19 protein-coding genes are annotated in these 18,910 nt (G+C 66.8%); 15 read left to right on the top strand and 4 right to left on the bottom strand.

Translation table 11 applies throughout. From position 1 onward, the window contains the following. Positions 1 to 18 precede the first annotated feature (18 nt). The 8 genes from Q4610_RS12695 to ribH all read left to right on the top strand — a co-directional run bounded on the left by Q4610_RS12695 (position 19) and on the right by ribH (position 9,565). Positions 19 to 3,177, top strand: a complete 3,159-nt coding sequence (locus Q4610_RS12695) for an efflux RND transporter permease subunit (protein ID WP_304536332.1) — start codon at positions 19 to 21, stop codon at positions 3,175 to 3,177. An 81-nt stretch (positions 3,178 to 3,258) separates the two neighbouring features. Then, entirely contained in the window at positions 3,259 to 4,524 is a 1,266-nt protein-coding gene (locus tag Q4610_RS12690) for a DUF445 domain-containing protein (protein WP_304536331.1), read from the top strand. 227 nt (positions 4,525 to 4,751) lie between these two features. Then, the gene (locus tag Q4610_RS12685; protein ID WP_304536330.1) at positions 4,752 to 5,486 is read left to right on the top strand and encodes an energy transducer TonB; all 735 of its coding nucleotides are present in this window, start codon (positions 4,752 to 4,754) and stop codon (positions 5,484 to 5,486) included. Between the two features lie 72 nt (positions 5,487 to 5,558). After that, entirely contained in the window at positions 5,559 to 6,083 is a 525-nt protein-coding gene (locus Q4610_RS12680; RefSeq protein ID WP_304536329.1) for a hypothetical protein, read from the top strand. Beyond that, the gene (ribD, locus tag Q4610_RS12675; protein WP_304536507.1) at positions 6,080 to 7,072 is read left to right on the top strand and encodes a bifunctional diaminohydroxyphosphoribosylaminopyrimidine deaminase/5-amino-6-(5-phosphoribosylamino)uracil reductase RibD; all 993 of its coding nucleotides are present in this window, start codon (positions 6,080 to 6,082) and stop codon (positions 7,070 to 7,072) included. The genes Q4610_RS12680 and ribD overlap by 4 nt, the downstream gene beginning before the upstream one ends. Positions 7,073 to 7,114: 42 nt before the next feature. Further along, positions 7,115 to 7,723, top strand: a complete 609-nt coding sequence (locus tag Q4610_RS12670) for a riboflavin synthase (RefSeq protein ID WP_304536328.1) — start codon at positions 7,115 to 7,117, stop codon at positions 7,721 to 7,723. Positions 7,724 to 7,850: 127 nt separating this feature from the next. Further along, positions 7,851 to 9,131, top strand: coding sequence for a 3,4-dihydroxy-2-butanone-4-phosphate synthase (gene ribB, locus Q4610_RS12665; RefSeq protein WP_304536327.1), 1,281 nt, complete (start codon positions 7,851 to 7,853; stop codon positions 9,129 to 9,131). An 11-nt stretch (positions 9,132 to 9,142) separates the two neighbouring features. Next, entirely contained in the window at positions 9,143 to 9,565 is a 423-nt protein-coding gene (ribH, locus tag Q4610_RS12660) for a 6,7-dimethyl-8-ribityllumazine synthase (RefSeq protein WP_304536326.1), read from the top strand. Between the two features lie 70 nt (positions 9,566 to 9,635). Here the strand turns inward: ribH and Q4610_RS12655 are convergent, their stop codons facing one another. Beyond that, entirely contained in the window at positions 9,636 to 10,730 is a 1,095-nt protein-coding gene (locus Q4610_RS12655; RefSeq protein WP_304536325.1) for an alkene reductase, read from the bottom strand. A 140-nt stretch (positions 10,731 to 10,870) separates the two neighbouring features. Between Q4610_RS12655 and Q4610_RS12650 the strand changes: the two genes are divergently transcribed. The 4 genes from Q4610_RS12650 to ssb all read left to right on the top strand — a co-directional run bounded on the left by Q4610_RS12650 (position 10,871) and on the right by ssb (position 14,383). Beyond that, positions 10,871 to 11,533, top strand: coding sequence for a COQ9 family protein (locus Q4610_RS12650; RefSeq protein ID WP_304536324.1), 663 nt, complete (start codon positions 10,871 to 10,873; stop codon positions 11,531 to 11,533). Between the two features lie 78 nt (positions 11,534 to 11,611). Continuing rightward, entirely contained in the window at positions 11,612 to 11,881 is a 270-nt protein-coding gene (locus Q4610_RS12645; RefSeq protein ID WP_304536323.1) for a FeoA family protein, read from the top strand. After that, positions 11,878 to 13,731: a ferrous iron transporter B gene (gene feoB, locus Q4610_RS12640; protein ID WP_304536322.1), complete on the top strand. Its 1,854-nt coding sequence runs from the start codon at positions 11,878 to 11,880 to the stop codon at positions 13,729 to 13,731. Before Q4610_RS12645 ends, feoB begins: the two co-directional genes overlap by 4 nt. 58 nt (positions 13,732 to 13,789) lie before the next feature. Further along, positions 13,790 to 14,383 carry a single-stranded DNA-binding protein gene (ssb, locus tag Q4610_RS12635; protein ID WP_304536321.1) on the top strand — a complete coding sequence of 198 codons (594 nt, stop codon included), beginning with the start codon at positions 13,790 to 13,792 and terminating at the stop codon, positions 14,381 to 14,383. 104 nt (positions 14,384 to 14,487) lie between these two features. On the opposite strand, the gene Q4610_RS12630 is transcribed toward ssb, so the two are convergent. From Q4610_RS12630 to Q4610_RS12620, 3 genes are all read right to left on the bottom strand, one after another. Further along, entirely contained in the window at positions 14,488 to 15,363 is an 876-nt protein-coding gene (locus tag Q4610_RS12630; RefSeq protein ID WP_304536320.1) for a UTP--glucose-1-phosphate uridylyltransferase, read from the bottom strand. A gap of 90 nt (positions 15,364 to 15,453) precedes the next feature. Then, positions 15,454 to 15,939, bottom strand: coding sequence for a hypothetical protein (locus Q4610_RS12625; protein ID WP_304536319.1), 486 nt, complete (start codon positions 15,937 to 15,939; stop codon positions 15,454 to 15,456). A 141-nt stretch (positions 15,940 to 16,080) separates the two neighbouring features. Next, a complete protein-coding gene (locus Q4610_RS12620) occupies positions 16,081 to 16,254 on the bottom strand; it encodes a DUF1674 domain-containing protein (RefSeq protein ID WP_304536318.1) in 174 nt (57 codons plus the stop codon). Between the two features lie 89 nt (positions 16,255 to 16,343). On the opposite strand from Q4610_RS12620, the gene htpX reads away from it, so the two are divergent. Genes htpX through Q4610_RS12605 form a run of 3 tightly spaced genes read left to right on the top strand, consistent with a single transcriptional unit; the run spans position 16,344 to position 18,896 of the window. Beyond that, a complete protein-coding gene (gene htpX / locus Q4610_RS12615) occupies positions 16,344 to 17,264 on the top strand; it encodes a zinc metalloprotease HtpX (RefSeq protein ID WP_304536317.1) in 921 nt (306 codons plus the stop codon). After that, the gene (locus Q4610_RS12610) at positions 17,264 to 17,578 is read left to right on the top strand and encodes a hypothetical protein (protein ID WP_304536316.1); all 315 of its coding nucleotides are present in this window, start codon (positions 17,264 to 17,266) and stop codon (positions 17,576 to 17,578) included. The genes htpX and Q4610_RS12610 overlap by 1 nt, the downstream gene beginning before the upstream one ends. Positions 17,579 to 17,603: 25 nt before the next feature. After that, positions 17,604 to 18,896 carry an RsmB/NOP family class I SAM-dependent RNA methyltransferase gene (locus Q4610_RS12605; protein WP_304536315.1) on the top strand — a complete coding sequence of 431 codons (1,293 nt, stop codon included), beginning with the start codon at positions 17,604 to 17,606 and terminating at the stop codon, positions 18,894 to 18,896. Positions 18,897 to 18,910 lie beyond the last annotated feature (14 nt).

Here is an 18,910-nt window from a genome sequence, read left to right as displayed (position 1 = left end):
CGGTGAAGGAAGCCCGTCATGAATTTTCGCAATATTTCCGCATGGGCGATCCGCAACCCGGTGACGCCGCTGGTGATGTTCGCCGCCCTGCTGCTGGCGGGGCTGGTCAGTTTCAGCCGGATGGACGTCAACAATAATCCCGACATCAGCTTCCCGGCCGTCAGCGTCGTCGTCAGCCAGCCGGGCGCCGCGCCGACCGAACTGGAAACGCAGGTCACACAGCGGATCGAGGCGGCGGTCCGCGGCATCAGCGGCGTCGATGAGATCACGTCCTTCGCGTCAGAGGGCCGGTCGCTCACGAACGTGCAGTTCCAGATCGGCACGCCCGTCGATCGCGCCGTCAGCGACGTGAAGAACGCCGTGGACCAGATTCGCAGCGACCTGCCCGAAGGCATATTGGAGCCGCAGGTCACGCGCATCGACATTGATGGCGGGCCGATCGCCTTTTTCAGCGCCGAAACCAGCGACATGACGCTGGAAGAACTGTCCTGGTATGTCGACAATACGGTGGCCAAACGGCTGTTGTCGGTCAGCGGCATGGCGGCGATCAATCGCAGTGGCGGCGTCAGCCGCGAAATTCGCGTCATCCTGGACCCGGCCAAGCTCCAGGCATTCGGCATCACCGCCGCCCAGGTCAACCAGCAGCTCAGCCAGGTCAACCTGAACGCGGCCGGCGGCCGCACCGAGATCGCCGGCGCCGAACAATCGATCCGCGTGCTGGGCAACGCCCGCAACGCGCGCGACCTGGGCGCGACCCAGATCGCGATCAGCGGCGCGCGCACGGTCAAGCTGTCCGACATCGCGCAGGTGCGCGACATGTATGCCGAACAGCGCAGCCTGGCGCTGATGAACGGGCGGCAAGTCACCAGTTTCAGCGTGGAAAAGGCCAAGGGCGCATCCGACGTCACCGTCTATGATGATGCGATGAAGATACTGGACCAGCTCAGGAAGGAAAATCCCAAGGTCCAGTTCAAGGAACTCTACACCAGCGTCGGCTACACCAAGGAACAATATCATTCGGCCATGGCCGCGATGATCGAGGGCGCGGTGCTGGCGGTCGTGATCGTATTCCTGTTCCTGCGCGACTGGCGCGCGACCGCCATATCCGCGCTGGCCATCCCCTTGTCCGCGATCCCCGCCTTCTGGTTCATGGACATGATGGGCTTCACGCTGAACGGCATTTCGCTGCTGGCATTGAGCCTGGTGGCGGGCGTGCTGGTCGATGACGCGATCGTGGAGATCGAGAATATCGTGCGCCATATGCGGATGGGCAAATCCGCCTATCAGGCGTCGATCGATGCGGCGGACGAGATCGGCCTTGCCGTGCTGGCGACCACCATGGCGATCGTCGCGGTGTTCCTGCCGGTCGCGCTGATGCCCGGCATTTCGGGTCAGTTCTTCATCCAGTTCGGCATGACCGTGGTGGTTTCGGTCCTGATGAGCCTGGCCGTCGCGCGCCTCATCACGCCGATGATCGCCGCCTATTTCCTCAAGGCCCATGGCGAGGAAAGTCACGGCGAAGGCTGGCTGATGGACCGTTATATGAGCATCCTGCGCTGGTCGCTGGACGAACGCAGGGCGATCGCCCATCGCGCGCGGGGCGGCTGGCGGCGTTTCACCAGCCTGTTCCTGGACCATCGTGTCTGGACCGTGGGCATCGGCTTTCTGGCCTTTGTCGCGACGATCATCGCCTTTGCCACGCTGCCCATGACCTTCCAGCCGACCACCAACACCGATTTCAGCCAGGTCAAGATCGAGACCGTGCCCGGCAGCACATTGGCGCAGACGACCGCCATCACCCGCAAGGTCGCCGACATGCTGGTCGCCGACAGCGCCGTGGTCGACACCGCCTTTGCCGAGATCGAACCGACCACGGCCGACATCTACCTGACATTGCGGAAGGACCGGCCGATCAGTTCGGTCGACTGGGAACGCAAGATTGCGCCCCAGTTCCAGACCATCGCCGACGCGCGGGTCAATTTCCAGTCGCAGTCGGGCGGCGGTTTCGGCCGTGACATCATCATGATGTTCGGGTCCGACGATCCCGACAAGCTGGATCGCACCGCCAACCAGTTGGTCGCGGAAATGGCGCGCATTCCCGAACTGCGCGCGCCCCGCGTGCAGGGTGACATGCAGCGGCCGGAGATCATCATCAAGCCGCGGCTGGACCTGGCCGCCAGCCTGGGCGTGACGACGGCCGCGCTCAGCCAGTCGATCCGCATCGCGACGATCGGCGACATCGACCAGAATGTCGCCAAATTTTCCCTGTCCGATCGCCAGATTCCGATTCGCGTGTCGATCGCCGAGGACAGCCGCAAGGATATCGGCACGATCGAGAACATGCCGGTGCCCACCGTCAATGGCGGATCGGTCCCGCTCAAGGTGATAGCCGACATCAGCTTCGGCGCGGGGCCGACACAGATCCGTCGCTACAACCAGATCCGCCGCATCGTCGTGGGCGCGGACCTGGCGCCGGGCGTCGTCACCAGCCAGGCGATGCAGAAGATCAACGCCCTGCCCCTGATGAAGGCGATCAACGACGGCAAGATCCAGGGCGTGCAGAAGATCAACGCGGGCGACGCCAAATGGCAGGGCGAAATGCTCCAGAATTTCGTCATCGCCGTCTTTGCCGGCATCCTGCTGGTGCTGGCGGTGCTGGTGCTGCTATACAAGCGGATCATGCCGCCCTTCGTCAATCTGGGGTCGTTGCTGCTGGCGCCGCTGGGCGGTGCGCTGGCGCTGCATATCGCGGGCCAGCCCATTTCCATGCCGGTGCTGATCGGGTTGCTGATGCTGCTGGGCATCGTGGCGAAAAATTCGATCCTCGTCATCGACTTCGCGCTGGAGGAGATGGAAAAGGGCGTGCCCAAGTTCGAGGCGATCGTCGACGCCGGGCACAAGCGCGCCCAGCCGATCGTGATGACCACGGTGGCGATGGTCGCGGGCATGGTGCCCACGGCCCTGTCGCTGTCGGGCGACGGGGCGTGGCGCGCGCCGATGGGGATCACCGTGATCGGCGGCCTGCTGCTGTCGACGGTGCTGACGCTGGTGATCGTGCCGGCGACGTTCAGCCTGGCGGTCGCGATCGAAAGCTGGGTCGGGCCGCGACTGGGCCGGGGGCTGCTGACCTACAAGCCGGGCGACGACAGGGACCGTCCGGTCCAGCCCGCCGAATGAAGCCGCGGGCCGGCAGAGTGTGCCGGCCCGGCAAAAGAAGGGCTTGCCTGAACGAAACGGCGGCGTAACCGTTTGACGGTCATGACGCTGCTTCGCATCCCCCGGCCCAGAGAGGTGCTGCCCCCCCATCCCGCACGACGGATGCGGGTGATGGCCACAGGGATGCTGGTGGCGATGGCGGCGCTGTTCGTCACGGCCCGCGCCACCGCCCATCTCCACCCCGCCATCGGCTTCGTCCAGGCCTTTGCCGAAGCGGCAATGGTGGGCGGCCTGGCCGACTGGTTCGCGGTGACGGCGCTGTTCCGGCATCCGTTGGGCCTGCCCATCCCCCACACCGCGATCATCCCGCGCAACAAGGACCGGATCGGCGACACGCTGGCCCTGTTCCTGCGCGACAATTTCCTGACCCCGGCCGTGGTCGCGCGGCGGATGCGCCATGTGGATGTGGCCGCCGCCGCCGGACGTTTCCTGGCCAGTCCGTCGGGCGGCGACGGACGGTTGCGCGAAGGCGCGTCCCGGCTGATCGCCGATGTGCTGGAGGCGCTGGACCAGGAACGGCTGGGCGGCATGGTGAAAGGCGCGATCGGCCAGCGCCTGCGCGCCATCAACATCGGCCCGCTGGCAGGACAGGCGATCGAGGCGGCGATGCGCGATGGCCGCCATGCCCCGGTGATGGACAGCATCATCCATTGGGCGGACCGCACGCTGGAGGCGAACGAGCCTGTGATCCGCCAGATGGTGCATGAGCGTGCGGGCAAGGTGCTGCGCTGGACGGGGCTGGACGAAAATCTGGCCGACGCGATCCTGTCCGGGCTGCGCAAGCTGCTGGCCGACATGGCCGCCGATCCGGGCCATCCGCTGCGGCTGAAGGCGGAGGAGGGCATGGCCAAGCTCGCCTTCGACCTGCAATTCGACCTGGAGATGCAGGCCAAGGTGGCGAAGTTGCGTGACGAGATCGTGGACAATCCGGCCATGCAACGCTGGATCGAAGGCATGTGGGAACAGGCACGCGCCGGGCTGCTGCGCGCGGTGCGCGATCCGGGCAGGGCGATGGCGGGACGGCTGGGCGAGGCGCTGAGGACGCTGGGCGGCACGGTGCAGCAGGAAGCGCGGCTGCGGCTGGTCATCAACCGGTTCGTGCGGCGGGCGGCGGTGGGCGCGACCGCCAGCTATGGCGACGCGATCGTGCGGCTGGTCAGCGATACGGTGCGCGGCTGGGACGCGGGCACCGTCACCAGTCGGCTGGAACATGCGGTCGGGCGCGACCTGCAATATATCCGCGTCAACGGTACGCTGGTCGGGGGGCTGGTCGGCCTGGTCCTGCATGCGATCGACAGGCTGCTATAAGCTGCCGGGCGGCCCCGCAGGGCGTTAAGCGTTACAGCGAGTGGTACAGCTAAAACACATTCTGCATCGGCGTGACGGTCCCTGGAAAAGGGCGCCTGCCCCATATTGCCGGCATTGTAAATTAATGTTGCAACATATCATTATTTGATGTTGTATCATTTCATCCTGCCATGGAGTCCCGATCCATCGGGCGGTGCGGGAGAGGATGCGGACAGAGGAGCCGGACGATGCGACTCATTATGGTGGGATCAGGGCAGACAGAGACAGGACGGGCAGAGGCTGGACGGGCGCAGTTCAGGCAGCAGGACAGCGGATCGCGCTATGGCGCGGGGCGCAAGTCGCCGCTGGGACTGGGCGGCACAGTGGCGGTCCATGCAGTGGTGATCGGGGCGTTCCTGCTGATCCCCAAGGAGGCGATCGATATATTCACCCCTTCGCCGCCGATCGAAACCGTGAACATTCCCCTCCCCAAGCCGCCCGATCCGGTCATCGACGACAAGACCGATGCCAGGGTCCAGACCCGGCAGCCGCCGCGTGACCGGCCGACCGTCACCGACCCGCTGACCGACCTGCCCAAGGGCGACCCGCCGCTGACCAGAACGGAGGGCAGCGGTGCGGGCACCGGCCCGACCCCGCCCTATGTTCCACCGCCGCCGCCGATCGCCGAGCCGGTGCTGACCGAACCGCAGATCGACCCGCGCGCGCTGCCCGCATTCCAGCCCGATTATCCCGGCGCAATGATTCGCCAGGGACTGGAGGGCAAAGTGACGGTGCGCGTCCTGATCGATGCGGACGGGCGCGTCAGCGGCATCGAGAAGATCGCCGCCACAGACGAGCGCTTCTGGCTGGCGACCCAGCGCCACGCGCTGCGCACATGGCGGTTCCGGCCAGCGACGCGCGACGGGGTGCCGGTGGCGTCATCCAAGACATTGACGGTGCGCTTCACGCTGACGGAGCGATGACAGCCAGGGCGCCCTCCCCCCCTCTCTTTGAACGGAGGACCGGGAGGGCGATCCCGGTCCCATGGAAGAATCATGGACCATTTTGCATCTGCGGGCGCGCTGCCCTATAAGGGCGGCATGGCGATCTTTCCCCGTCCCGTTTCCCCCAAAAATGCGCTTGGCGACTTCTGGGGCTATTTCAGGCAGCAGCGTCAGCATAAATGGCCGCTGCTCGGCCTTTCCGCGGCCCTGACCTATGTGATCATCTGGGCGTTCATCGTCGACGCGAACACCAACACGATGCCGACCCGCAACAAGATCATCTATGTCCAGAGCTGGGACGCGAACCGATCGGACGCGGCGATCATCCTGCAACAGAAGATCGACTTCGCCAAGCGCGAGGCGGCGTTGATCAAGCAGCAGAAGAAGATGCAGGGCTTCGCCGATGCCTTTGGCATCGAATGGCGCGAGGAGGAAGCCCGCAACAGCGCCCGGCGCAAGGAGGCGGTCAAGCAGATCGACGCCCTGCTGGACGAGCGGCTGGCCAGGGCGGAAGCGACCGAGAAGGGCGCGCCCAAAGCCGGCGGCGCGCCGCCGGCGGGAGCCGCCCAGCCCTGAGCACGTCACCCTCGCCCGCCCAGGACCGGCGCTACATGGCCGCCGCCATCGCCCTGTCGGGGCGCGGGCGCGGGCTTTCCACCCCCAATCCCAATGTCGGCTGCCTGATCGTGCGGGATGGCCATGTCGTCGGGCGCGGCTGGACCCAGAAGGGCGGCCGCCCCCATGCCGAGGCGCAGGCGCTGGAGCAGGCGATGGATCGGGCGCGCGGGGCCACGGCCTATGTGACGCTGGAACCCTGTTTCCACCTGTCGCCACGCGGGCCGCGCTGCGCCGACCTGATGGCCCGTGCCGGGGTTGCCCGCGTCGTGATCGCGCTGCGTGATCCCGATCCGCGCACCGACGGACAGGGCGCCGCCTGGCTGCGCGACCGGGGCGTGCGCGTCGACATGGGATTGATGGCCGACGAGGCGGCACGGGCGATGGCCGGTTTCGTACTGCGCCAGACGCTGGGACGGCCGCATGTCACCTTGAAACTGGGCCTGTCGCTCGACGGGCGCATCGCCCGTGACGACGGGGCGAGTCGCTGGATCACCGGGCCGGAGGCGCGTGCCCATGCCCATATGGAGCGGGCCAGGCATGACGCGATACTGGTCGGCGGCGGCACGTTGCGCACCGATGCGCCACGGCTGGACGTGCGGCTGGCGGGGCTGGAGAATCGGTCCCCGCGCCGGTTGGTGCTGACGCGCGGCGCGGCGCCGGCAGGCTGGACGCCGATCGCCACGCCCGATGACATTGCAACGCTGGACCGGGTCGACCATCTGCTGGTCGAGGGTGGCGCGGCCACCGCCGCCGCTTTCCTGCGCGCCGACCGGGTCGATCGCCTGATGCTCTATCGCGCGCCGATCATCATCGGCGCGGGGCTGGCGGGGATTGGCGACATTGGCCTGACCGACCTGACGCAGGCCCATGGCCGCTGGCGGCTGATCGACATGCGGGCGCTGGGCGTGGATCGGCTGGAGGTTTACGAGCGGGTTCGCAGCGCCTAAGTCCCCTTTCCAACGCTCCGTTTCACATCACAGGACGCACGCATGTTCACCGGCATCATCACCGACATCGGGACCATCCGCACATATGAACAGCGCGGCGACCTGCGGCTGGTGATCGGATGCAGCTATGCCATGGACGGCGTGGCGATCGGCGCGTCGATCGCCTGTTCGGGCGCCTGCCTGACGGTGGTGGACAAGGGCACCGACTGGTTCGCGGTCGACCTGTCGGCCGAAACGCTCGCCCGCACCGCGCCCGGCCTGTGGCAGGAAGGCGGCCGGCTGAACCTGGAGCGGGCGCTCAAGGTCGGCGACGAACTGGGCGGCCATATCGTCACCGGCCATGTCGACGGCATCGGCCATCTGGTGTCGGCGCAGGCCGATGGCGATTCGACCCGGCTGACGATCCGCGCGCCCGCCGCCCTGGCCGCGGCGCTGGCGACCAAGGGATCGATCACGCTCGACGGCATTTCGCTGACCGTCAACAGCGTGTCGGACCAGGCCGATGGCAGCGTCCATTTCGGCCTGAACATCATCCCCCACACCGCCGCCGCCACGACGCTGGACCAGTTGCCGGACGGGCGCGCGTTCAATCTGGAGATCGATGTGCTGGCGCGCTATCTCGACCGGATGCAGAGCCTGCGCAGGCTATGAGAGGGCGGGACGGCGATGGCCGCCCCGGCAAGGCTGATGACGACAGGTTCAATGTGATTGCATCTTGCAATGTTCACACTGCGATGTGATATAGACGCCATTCCATTGAGGGAAGGAGTCGTTTCCCATGTCGTCCGCGCTTCTTGATACCGTCCGCAGCCTCGTCACCGATGGCGGCATGTCCCGTTCCGGCCTGGCGCGCGCCGCCGGCCTCCACGCCAATTCGCTGCGCAAGCTGGGCGAGGCGGACTGGAACCCGACCGCCGAGACGCTGGGCAAGCTGGAAGCCTATCTGCTCAAGCGCGAGGGCGGCACCGCGCTCGCATCGCCCGAAGAAATCATCAACGAGGCCCGCAATGGCCGCATGTTCATCCTGGTCGATGACGAAGATCGCGAGAATGAAGGCGATCTGGTCATCCCGGCGCAGATGGCGACCCCGGACGCGATCAATTTCATGGCGACGCATGGCCGTGGCCTCATCTGCCTTGCGCTGACGAAAAGCCGGGTCGAGGAACTGGGCCTGGACCTGATGAGCCGCAACAACGGGACGCGGCACGAAACCGCCTTCACCGTGTCGATCGAGGCGCGCGAGGGTGTGACCACCGGCATCAGCGCCGCCGACCGCGCCCGCACGATATCGGTCGCGATCGACGGGTCGAAGGGCCAGGGCGACATCGTGACGCCGGGCCATGTCTTTCCGCTGGTGGCCAAGGATGGCGGCGTGCTGGTGCGCACGGGCCATACCGAAGCGGCGGTGGACGTGGCGCGGCTGGCCGGGCTGAACCCGTCCGGCGTGATCTGCGAAGTGATGAAGGACGATGGCACGATGGCGCGCCTCGACGACCTCATCCCCTTCGCGCAAAAGCACAAGATGAAGATCGGCACGATCCGCGACCTGATCGCCTATCGGCGCCGGCACGACCATATGGTCGAACGGCGGGTGGCGACCAACTTCACCAGCCGGTGGGGCGGCGAATGGAAGGCGATCAGCTATTACAACCGCGCGACGCGGGGCGAGCAACTGGTGCTGCAAAAGGGCCATGTCGATCCCGATTCGCCGACATTGGTGCGGATGCATCAGTTCGCCCCGCTCAGCGACACTTGCGGGATGCAGGGGCCGCGCGAAAGCCTGTTGCAGCGGTCGATGGAGATTATCGGCGCGGAGGGCGCGGGCGTGATCGTGATGCTGCGCGGCAGTGAAAAGGACATATTGAGCCTGACGCTTCAGCGCGAAACCGGCGTGGCGCCCGGTGAGATGGATGAACTGCGCGACTATGGCGTGGGCGCGCAATTGCTGGCGGAGCTGGGCGTGCATGACATGATCCTGCTGACCAACAGCCATCACAGCCTCGTGGCGCTGGACGGGTATGACCTGTCCGTCGTCGGACATCGCCCCATCGACCTGTAAGGACACGCATCATGGCCAAATTCCTCATCGTCGAAGCGCGCTTCTACGACCATCTGAACGACCTGCTGATCGAGGGGGCGAAAGCCGCGCTGGATGATGCGGGGCATAAATATGACGTGGTGACGGTGCCGGGCGCGCTGGAAATCCCCGGCGCGATCGCGCTGGCGGCGGAAAGCGGCCGCTATGACGGGTTCGTCGCCATCGGCGTGGTGATCCGCGGCGAAACCTATCATTTCGAAGTGGTGTCGAACGAAAGCGCGCGCGGCCTGATGGCGCTCAGCATGGATGCGATCGCGATCGGCAACGGCATCCTGACGGTCGAGAATGAGGAACAGGCGCTGGTGCGCGCGCGGCCCGACCAGAAGGACAAGGGCGGCGAAGCGGCCAAGGCGGCGATCGCCATGCTGGCGCTGCGCGAACGTTTTGGCATGTAGGCAGGAAGAAGGGGGCGTTTGACCGCCCCCTTCCTTGTCCGGCCATCCATCTTGTCCGACAGGCAGCGGGTCAGGCGTCCACCTTTTCCTGCTCCAGCGTCGGATAGTCGGTATAACCCTTCTCGCCCGGCCCATACCAGGTCGTCATGTCCTGCGGCGGATTGAGCGGCGCGCCCTGGCGGAAGCGTTCGACCAGGTCGGGATTGGCCATCAGCGGGCGGCCGAAGCTGATCGCGTCGGCCAGGCCGCTGTCCAGGTCCGCCTGCGCCCGGTCGACATCATAGTCGCTGTTGAGCACCAGCGGCCCCTTGAAATGCTGGCGAATCAGCGGTGACTGGCGCGGCACGTCGGTTCGCCCGAACGTGCCGTCCGGGCCGGGTTCGCGCAGTTCGAGAAAGGCGATGCCGATCGCGTCCAGCACAGCGGCGGCATGGGCGAAGAGGCTGGCGGGGTCGCTGTCGTTCACCCCCTGCGAATCGCCATTGGGCGACAGGCGCACCGAAACCTTGTCCGCGCCGATCGCATCGGCCACCGCTTGCGTCACTTCGCGCAGCAGGCGCACGCGGTTTTCGATGCTGCCGCCATATTGGTCGGTGCGGAAATTGGCGTTGTCGCGCAGGAACTGGTCGATCAGATAGCCGTTGGCGGCGTGAATCTGCACCCCGTCGAACCCGGCGCGGATCGCGTTGCGCGCGGCCACGACATAGGTTTCGATCAGTCCGGGGATTTCATCGACGCCCAGCGGACGGGCGGTTTCGAACGGCTGCCTGCCTTCATATGTATGGGCGTCGCCCGCCGTCGCGGTGGCGCTGGACGATACCGGCTGCTCGCCGGTCACGGCGCTATGCACCTGACGCCCCATATGCCAGAGCTGGACGATGATCCGCCCGCCCGCATCATGCACCGCCTGCGTCACCGGCCGCCACGCCGCGACCTGTTCATCCGACCAGATGCCCGGCGCATAGGGCCAGCCCAGCCCCTGACGCGAAATGCCGGTCGCTTCGCTGATGATCAGGCCGGCCGACGCGCGCTGGCGGTAATAATCCACCATGATCGGGGTGGGCACATGGTCCCTTGTGCCACGGCCACGGGTCAAAGGCGCCATCAGGATACGATTGGGCGCGGCAATCGCGCCGATCTGGATAGGGTCGAACAGGGTCGTCATGTCATCTCCCTCAATCATGGTTGCATTTTGCAACGCGAATTGATGTGCCCAGCCAGCTAGGAAGCCCATCGGCCGAGTTCAACCCCCACCCTGCCAGTCCAACGCTTGTGCGCCCGCGATAGCATGCCTAGATACAGGCCATGAGCGACATATCCGACCTCACCCTCGACGAAATCCGGGCAATGCTGGCCCCGGTGCTGGCACGGCATGCCGCCTTTGACGGCTGGCGGCCCCAGGCGGTGGCGATGGCCGCGGCCGAAAAGGGCATTGACGCCGACATTGCCCGGCTGGCCTTTGCCGATGGCGCGATCGACATGATCGACGCCTGGTTCGCCAGCATCGATGCCCGCATGATCGACGCGCTGCCCGCCGATGGATTGGCGACCCTGTCGATCCGCAGGAAAATCACGGCCCTGGTCGAGGCGCGGCTGGCCTTGCTGGCACCCGACCGGGAAGCCTTGCGCCGCGCGATCGCGATCCTGGCGCTGCCGACGAACGCGGTCCGTTCCGCCCGGCTGGGCTGGCGCGCGGCGGATGCGATGTGGCGCGCGGCCGGCGACACCGCAACCGACCTTGCCCATTACAGCAAGCGCATGACGCTCACCGCCGTCTATGCCGCGACATTGATGGTGTTCGTGGATGACCAGAGCGAGGGACATGCCGACAGCCGCGCCTTCCTGGCGCGCCGGATCGAGAATGTGATGCGCTTCGAAAAGTTCAAGGCGTCGGTGAAAGGGGCAGGCGGTGGCGAACGGCTGAGTCTTGCGCGCTTCATCGGGCGCCTGCGTTACCCGGCGATCTGATCGACGCGCGATTCCCGCTGGTCTTTCGCAATCGGTATTGATAGTCACTCGCAGAAATAGAGTGCGAGTATCCTTCCCTTGCGTTTGACCGACCTGCCCCTGCGCCAACCCGCCTATGTCGACTGGATCGACTGGGCCGCCCTGACCCCGTCGGAAGGCCAGCGGCTGCGCGAATTCGGCCTGTGCGAAGGGGCCAGTGTCGAGGCGCTGCACCATGGCGGATTCCTGGGCAAGGGACCGATCGCCTGCAAGGTCGGACGCATGACCATCGCGATGCGCCGCGCCCATGCCACCGCCATCACCGTGCGGACCGGCCCCGAAATGGCTGAAACGGAAAAGGCCGCATGAGCGCCCTGCCCCTGGTCGCGCTGGTCGGCAATCCCAATGCGGGCAAGAGCGCCCTGTTCAACGCGCTGACCGGCGCGCGGCAGAAGCTGGGCAATTATCCCGGCGTCACGGTGGAGCGCAAGGCGGGCCGCCTGTCATTGCCCGACGGCCGCCCGGTCGAGCTGGTCGACCTGCCCGGCACATACAGCCTGGACCCGACCAGCCCCGACGAGCAGGTGACGCGCGACGTGGTGCTGGGCCGGCAGGAGGGCGAACGCCGCCCCGACGCGCTGATCGTGGTGGTGGATGCGTCGAACCTCGACAATCATCTGCGCTTCGCGCTGGAGCTGATCGCGCTCGGCCTGCCCACCGTGGTCGCGCTCAACATGGTCGATCTGGCCACCCGCGACGGGCTGGAACTGGACGCCAATGTGCTGGCGCGCGAACTGGGCGTGCCGGTGGTGTCGACCGTCGCGGTGCGCAAGCGCGGCCTCGACCATCTGCGCCAGGCGCTGGAAGGGCAGATGAACGGCGCGCCCGCCCCCTATATCACCGGGCCGGTGCGGGATTTCGATGCGGTCCGCACCGACGCGCGGCGGATCGCCCGCGCCGCGATCGTGCGCGAAACCCCGTCGCGCCGGCTGACGGCGGCGGTGGACCGGGTGCTGCTGCACCCCGTTGCCGGCTTCCTGATCCTGCTCGCCCTGCTGTTCGTCATGTTCCAGGCGGTGTTCAGTTGGGCCTCCGCGCCCGCCGACCTGCTGGAAGGCTGGGTCACGGCGCTGGGCGAAGCAGTGACGGCGACGCTGCCGCCGGGCATTCTGCACGATTTCCTGTTGCAGGGCGTGGTCGGCGGCGTGGGCGCGGTGATCGTGTTCCTGCCGCAGATCCTGATCCTCTTCTTCTTCATCCTGATGCTGGAAGCGACCGGCTATATGGCGCGCGCGGCCTTCATCATGGACGGGCTGATGGCGCGGGTCGGCCTGTCGGGACGGGCCTTCATCCCGCTCTTGTCCTCCTTCGCCTGCGCGGTGCCGGGGATCATGGCGACGCGCACCATTTCCGACCCCAAGGACCGGCTGACCACCATATTGATCGCGCCGCTGATGACCTGTTCGGCCCGGCTGCCGGTCTATGGCCTGATCATCAGCGCCTTCATCCCGGCGCGGGACGTGGGACCGGGGATCGGCCTGCAAGGGCTGGTGATGTTCCTGCTCTATGTCTTTGGCATCGTCGGCGCGCTGATCGCCGCCTGGGCGCTGCGGCTGACCGTGACGAAGGGGCAGAGCAGCGGCTTCCTGATGGAAATGCCCAAATATCAGTGGCCCCGGCCGCAGGACCTGCTGATCGGCCTGTGGCAGCGCGCCGTCATCTTCCTGAAGCGCGCGGGCACCATCATCCTGTTCACCAACATCGTCCTGTGGGCGCTGATGAGCTTTCCCAAGGCGCCCGACGGCGTGCGGCAGAGCGAATATTCGATTGCCGGCCGGATCGCGGGCGGCATCCACCTGCTGGTCGCGCCGATCGGCTTCAACCGCGACATATCGCTGGCGCTGCTGCCGTCGATGGCCGCGCGCGAAGTCGCCGTGTCCGCCATCGCCACCGTCTATGCGATCGATGCCGAGGATGATGTCGAAGCGCTGGACAAGGGGCTGGGCGAGCGGTTGCAAGGGCGCTGGTCGCTGGCGACGGCGCTCGCCTTCCTCGCCTGGTTCGTGTTCGCGCCGCAATGCATTTCCACCATCGCGGTCACGCGGCGGGAGACGGCGGGCTGGAAATGGACCGGATTCATGATCGGCTATCTGTTCACGCTGGCCTATGTCGCGGCGGGCATCACTTACTGGACGGCGGTGGCGCTGGGCCTAGGTTGACTCTGGACCGGAGCGCCGACCGCACTATAACGGCCGCTTTGGCGCTTTCGGAGGAATCATGGCAGGCTCGGTCAACAAGGTCATTCTGGTCGGCAATCTGGGCGCCGACCCGGAGGTCAAGAGCTTCCAGAATGGCGGCAAGGTGTGCAATCTGCGCATCGCCACGTCCGAAAGCTGGAAAGACCGCAACAGCGGCGAGCGCAAGGAGCGCACCGAGTGGCACAGCGTCGCGATCTTTTCCGAAGGGCTGGTCGGCGTGGCCGAACGCTTCCTGCGCAAGGGGTCGAAAGTCTATATCGAGGGCCAGTTGCGCACCCGCAAATGGCAGGACCAGCAGGGCAATGATCGTTACACCACCGAAGTCGTGTTGCAGGGCCTGGGATCGGTGCTGACCATGCTGGACGGCGCGCCGGGCGGTGGTGGCGGCCAGGGCGGCGGCTATGGTGGCGGTGGCCGGTCGCAGCAGGGCGTGAGCGACTGGCAGGGCGGATCGAGCGGCTTCGGCGGCGGCGACTATGACGATTTCGGTGGTGGCAGCCAGGGCGGCGGCGGCTTTGGCGGCGGCCGGTCGTCGGGCGGCGCGGGCAGTGGCGCCGGCCGGGCAGGCAGCCCCAATTTCGACAACGACCTGGACGACGAAGTGCCGTTCTGACGGCCATCGCTCCGGCATCATAAAAGGCGGCTCCCGGTCGGGATGCCGCCTTTTTTCATGGGCTGCGATGCCCTTTGCAAACGCGGCGCGCCAGCCCGGTTCGGCTACCGCGCCAGTTCTTCCTGGGCGAAGGCGCGAATATGGTCCTTGAGGTCGGGGCGCTCCAGCGCCAGCGCCAGATTGGCCTCGATATAGCCGGCCTTGGAACCGCAGTCGAAACGGCGGCCATCGAAGGTCACGCCATGGAAGGGCTGTCTGCCGATCAGCGCGGCCATGGCGTCGGTCAACTGAATCTCGCCCCCCGCGCCCTTTTCCTGCGTCTCCAGAATGTGCATCACATCGGGCTGGAGGATGTAGCGGCCCGGCACGATCAGGTTCGACGGCGCGGTGCCGAGCGCGGGCTTTTCCACCAGTCCGGTCACTTGCGTCAGCGCCCCGTCGCGCGCACCCGGCGCGATCACGCCATAATTGGGCGTGTCTTCCATCGGGATTTCGAGCGCACAGACCAGATTGCCGCCGACCCTTTCATAAGCGTCGACCATCTGCTTCATGCAGCCATTGCCGCGCGCGCCCTTCATGAATTCGTCGGGCAGCAGGATGGCGAAGGGTTCGTCGCCGACGATGGTGCGCGCGCACCAGATCGCATGGCCCAGGCCCAGCGGCTCCTGCTGGCGGATGAATACCGCATTGCCCGGTTCCAGCCGCGTCCCGTCCAGCGCCGAAAGATCCTTGCCCCGTTCACGCTGGGTCGCTTCGGCTTCATAGGCGATGTCGAAATAATCCTCGATCGCGCCCTTGCCGCGCCCGGTGACGAAGATCATCTGCTCGATCCCCGCCTCGCGCGCTTCGTCCACCGCATATTGGATCAGCGGCCGGTCGACGACCGGCAACAATTCCTTGGGCACCGCCTTGGTGGCAGGAAGAAAGCGCGTCCCCAGCCCCGCGACAGGAAAAACGGCTTTACGAATCGGCTTGGTCAAATGGGATTCCCTTCACACTGGCGCGATCGGCCTCTGGATTGCCGCGCCTGTGGCAAAGGTCAAGCGCCCGGCATGGATTTAGGGCGCGGGTCAGACCGCGAGAAGGCGGTTGGCGACGACTTCCAGCGCATCGATTTCGCTGTCCAACTGTTCCAACGCAATATGCTGGATATTGTTGCGGCCATCGCGACAGGTGAAGCCGCCCGGTGCGGGCTGGTGAAAGCCCTGGATGATGAGCGCGCGGAAGCGGTCGATCCGCTGCATGTCCCGCTCGATAGCGGCTATTTCGGTCAGCGCGCTGGCATTGCGGCGGTCGCGCATCGCCACCATGGTCCGCAATTCGGTCATCAGCTTGGTCATGCCCGGCCGGGTGCGGGCGCCGACGGTGCGGATGTCGCCCATCGCCTCCCGCAATTGCGCAATCTTGGTTTCCAGACTCTGTTCCAGCATGGTCCAGGCGCACACCAGCCGCCCCACCGCACATAGCAACGCCGCGTCCTCCGGCGCATAATCCGATACCGTCTTTCCATTCACGTCAGCAACCAGATGCACACCCACGCCCCGTATCTCCTTCATCCGCCCAGCCTTCAGGGCGAACGGGGCAAAAGGCCAGAGGTGCAGGCGTGCGCTCCCCGCAGGGTCGGCACGGGCCAGCGGCAGCCGTGCATTATGGACGGCGAATCGTGCCGCCCCGGATGAACCCCGACGCCCTGATCCTCAGAAATCGATCGCGATTCCCTTGCGTTCCCAGTCGCCATAGCGGACCGGGCTGAGCGCTTCCTGATGGCGCGCGGGCGCGTCGACCGGATCGGGAACCGGCACCGGCGGGCTTTTGGACAGATGGGCGGGCGGCTTCACATGCGCGGGGCGCTTGCCGTTGAAGGTTCCCATGGACAGCGGCCTTTCGATTGCGGAGCGCGGGACGCAACCCCATATTCATGATGCGTCCGCTATCTGGGCCGCAAAGGAGGCAAGTGCAAGTGAGCGGTATGAAAACGACCATGTTGCTGGCGGCGCTGACCGCGCTGTTCATGGCGCTGGGCTATACGCTGGGCGGCAGCGGCGGCGCGATCATCGCGCTGCTGGTGGCGGCGGGCATGAACCTGTTCACCTTCTGGAACGCCGACAAGATCGTGCTGCGGATGCACGACGCGCGGGAAGTCGACGCCCAAAGTGCGCCGGACTTCTACAATCTGGTCCGCGACCTGGCCCAGCGCGCCGGGCTGCCGATGCCGCGCGTCTATATCATCGACCAGGACGCGCCCAACGCCTTTGCCACCGGCCGCAACCCGGACAATGCGGCCGTCGCCGCCACGACCGGCCTGCTGGCGGTGCTGAGCCGCGACGAGGTGGCGGGCGTGATGGCGCATGAACTGGGCCATGTGAAAAATCGCGACACGCTGATCATGACGATGGTGGCGACGATTGCGGGCGCGATTTCGATGCTGGCCAATTTCGGCCTGTTCTTTCGCGGTGGCGAGCGGGACGGGCATGGCTCCATGATCGCCAGCCTGATGGCGGTGATCGTCGCGCCCTTCGCCGCGATGATCGTGCAGATGGCGATCAGCCGCACCCGCGAATATGGCGCCGACCGTGCCGGCGCGGAAATCAGCGGCAATCCCCACGCGCTCGCCTCCGCCCTTGCCAAGATCGCCGGCCGGGCCGAGGCGATCCCGAACCCGGTGGCCGAGCGCAATCCGGCCGCCGCGCAGCTCTATATCGTGCCGACCCATGTGAGCGAACTCTTTTCCACCCACCCCGCCACCGAAAAGCGCATCGCCGCCTTGCAGGAAATCGCGGCGAAAATGGGCGCGATCCCCGCGCCGCCGCGTGCGTCCGCCCTGTCGCCGATCCCCGCGCCGCCGCGCCGCCGCAGCGCGCTCGATCCGCACGGGCGCTGATGGTCGACGATATTGGCGAAGTCGTGGTCGATGCCGCCGGCCTGGTGCTGCGCCATGCCGGCGGGCTGGTCGTGGACCTGACCGTCGATCATGTCTTTTCCCGCCACACCGCCCGCTTCTTCCATGGCGTGGGCCGCCGCCTGGTCGCGGTCGCGACGCTGGGCGGCAAACGCATCCCTTCCTCGCTGCGCACCGTGCCCAGGGGCGTATCCGCCCGCCCCTGCCGGTCCGACTGGCTGGCGCTGTGGGTCGGCGTCGTCGGCTGGATCGCCCTGTTCCTGGCGCTGGGCCTTGGCGTCTCCCATTTTCTTTGAAGGCGAAAGCGCGTAGGGGCCGCTCATGTCCCGCCGTCCCGCAATCCGCCCCGATGATGTCCCCGGCTTTCCCGCCCGCCGCGCCGCGTTGCGGCTGCTCGATGCGGTGTTGCGCCGGGGCGATCCGCTGGAGCTGGCGCTGCATGGCGCGGCGCAGGGGCTGGCGCCGGCCGACCGCGCGCTGGTCCATGCCATCGCCGCCGAGGTGCTGCGCCACCTGCCCGACCTCGATGCGCTGATCGACGGCGCGACCCAGCAGAAGCTGCCCGACGACGCCAAGGCGCGGATGGTGCTGCGCATCGCGCTCGTCCAGGCGCTGGTGCTCGACACCCCGCCCCATGCGGCGATCGCCACCGCCCTGCCGCTGGTCGACGGCGGCCCGCGCAAGCTGGTCCATGGCGTGTTCGGCACGGTGACGCGCGGCGCGCCGGCCCTGCCCGTCCCGCCGACCCTGCCCGCGCCGATCGTGGACCGCTGGGCGGCCCAATGGGGCGAGGCCATGCCGCAGGCGGCGGCCGCCGCCTATGCCGTGCGCCCGCCCATCGACATCAGCCTGCGCGATGCCGGTGATACAGCGAAGTGGACAACTGCATTGCATGGCGCATCCTTCGCGCCCGGCCATGTCCGCTTGCCGGACACTGCCGTCATTCCCGACCTGCCCGGCTTTGCCGACGGCGCGTGGTGGGTGCAGGATATCGCCGCGTCCTGCGCTGCACGCCTGCTGGGGCCGGGCGAAGGCGGCCATGTGCTGGACCTGTGCGCCGCGCCGGGCGGCAAGACGATGCAACTGGCCGCGGCAGGATGGCGCGTCACGGCGATCGACCAGTCGAAGAAACGGCTGGAGCGGCTGACCGAGAATCTGGCCCGCACCGCCCTGTCCGCCGATGTTGTCGCGGCCGACCTGCGCCAGTGGCAGCCCGATGCGCCGGTCGACGCGATCCTGCTCGACGCGCCGTGCACCGCGACCGGCATCTATCGCCGCCATCCCGACGTGCTGCACCGCATCGGCCCGCGCCAGATCAGCGAGATGGCCGAACTGCAAGGCGCATTGCTGGCCCGCGCCGCAGGCTGGCTGAAGCCGGGCGGGCGCATCATCTACGCCACCTGTTCGCTGGAACGGGCCGAGGGCGAGGAACAGGTCGCACGCTTCCTGGCCGACCATCCCGCCTTCGCGATCATGCCGGCGCAGGCGGCGGAATTGCCCGAAGGCATGGCCCCCGCGCCGCAGGGGTGGCTGCGCACCTTGCCCGACACATTGACAGACCGGGGCGGGGCGGACGGATTTTTTATTGCACGTCTTGCCAAGGCGACAAACTAAGCCTTAACCATAAT

It is taken from the genome of Sphingobium cyanobacteriorum (assembly GCF_030580935.1).
GTDB lineage: Bacteria > Pseudomonadota > Alphaproteobacteria > Sphingomonadales > Sphingomonadaceae > Sphingobium > Sphingobium cyanobacteriorum.
Note: the sequence above shows the minus strand (reverse complement) of the source record. Positions and strands in the feature narration are given on the sequence as shown.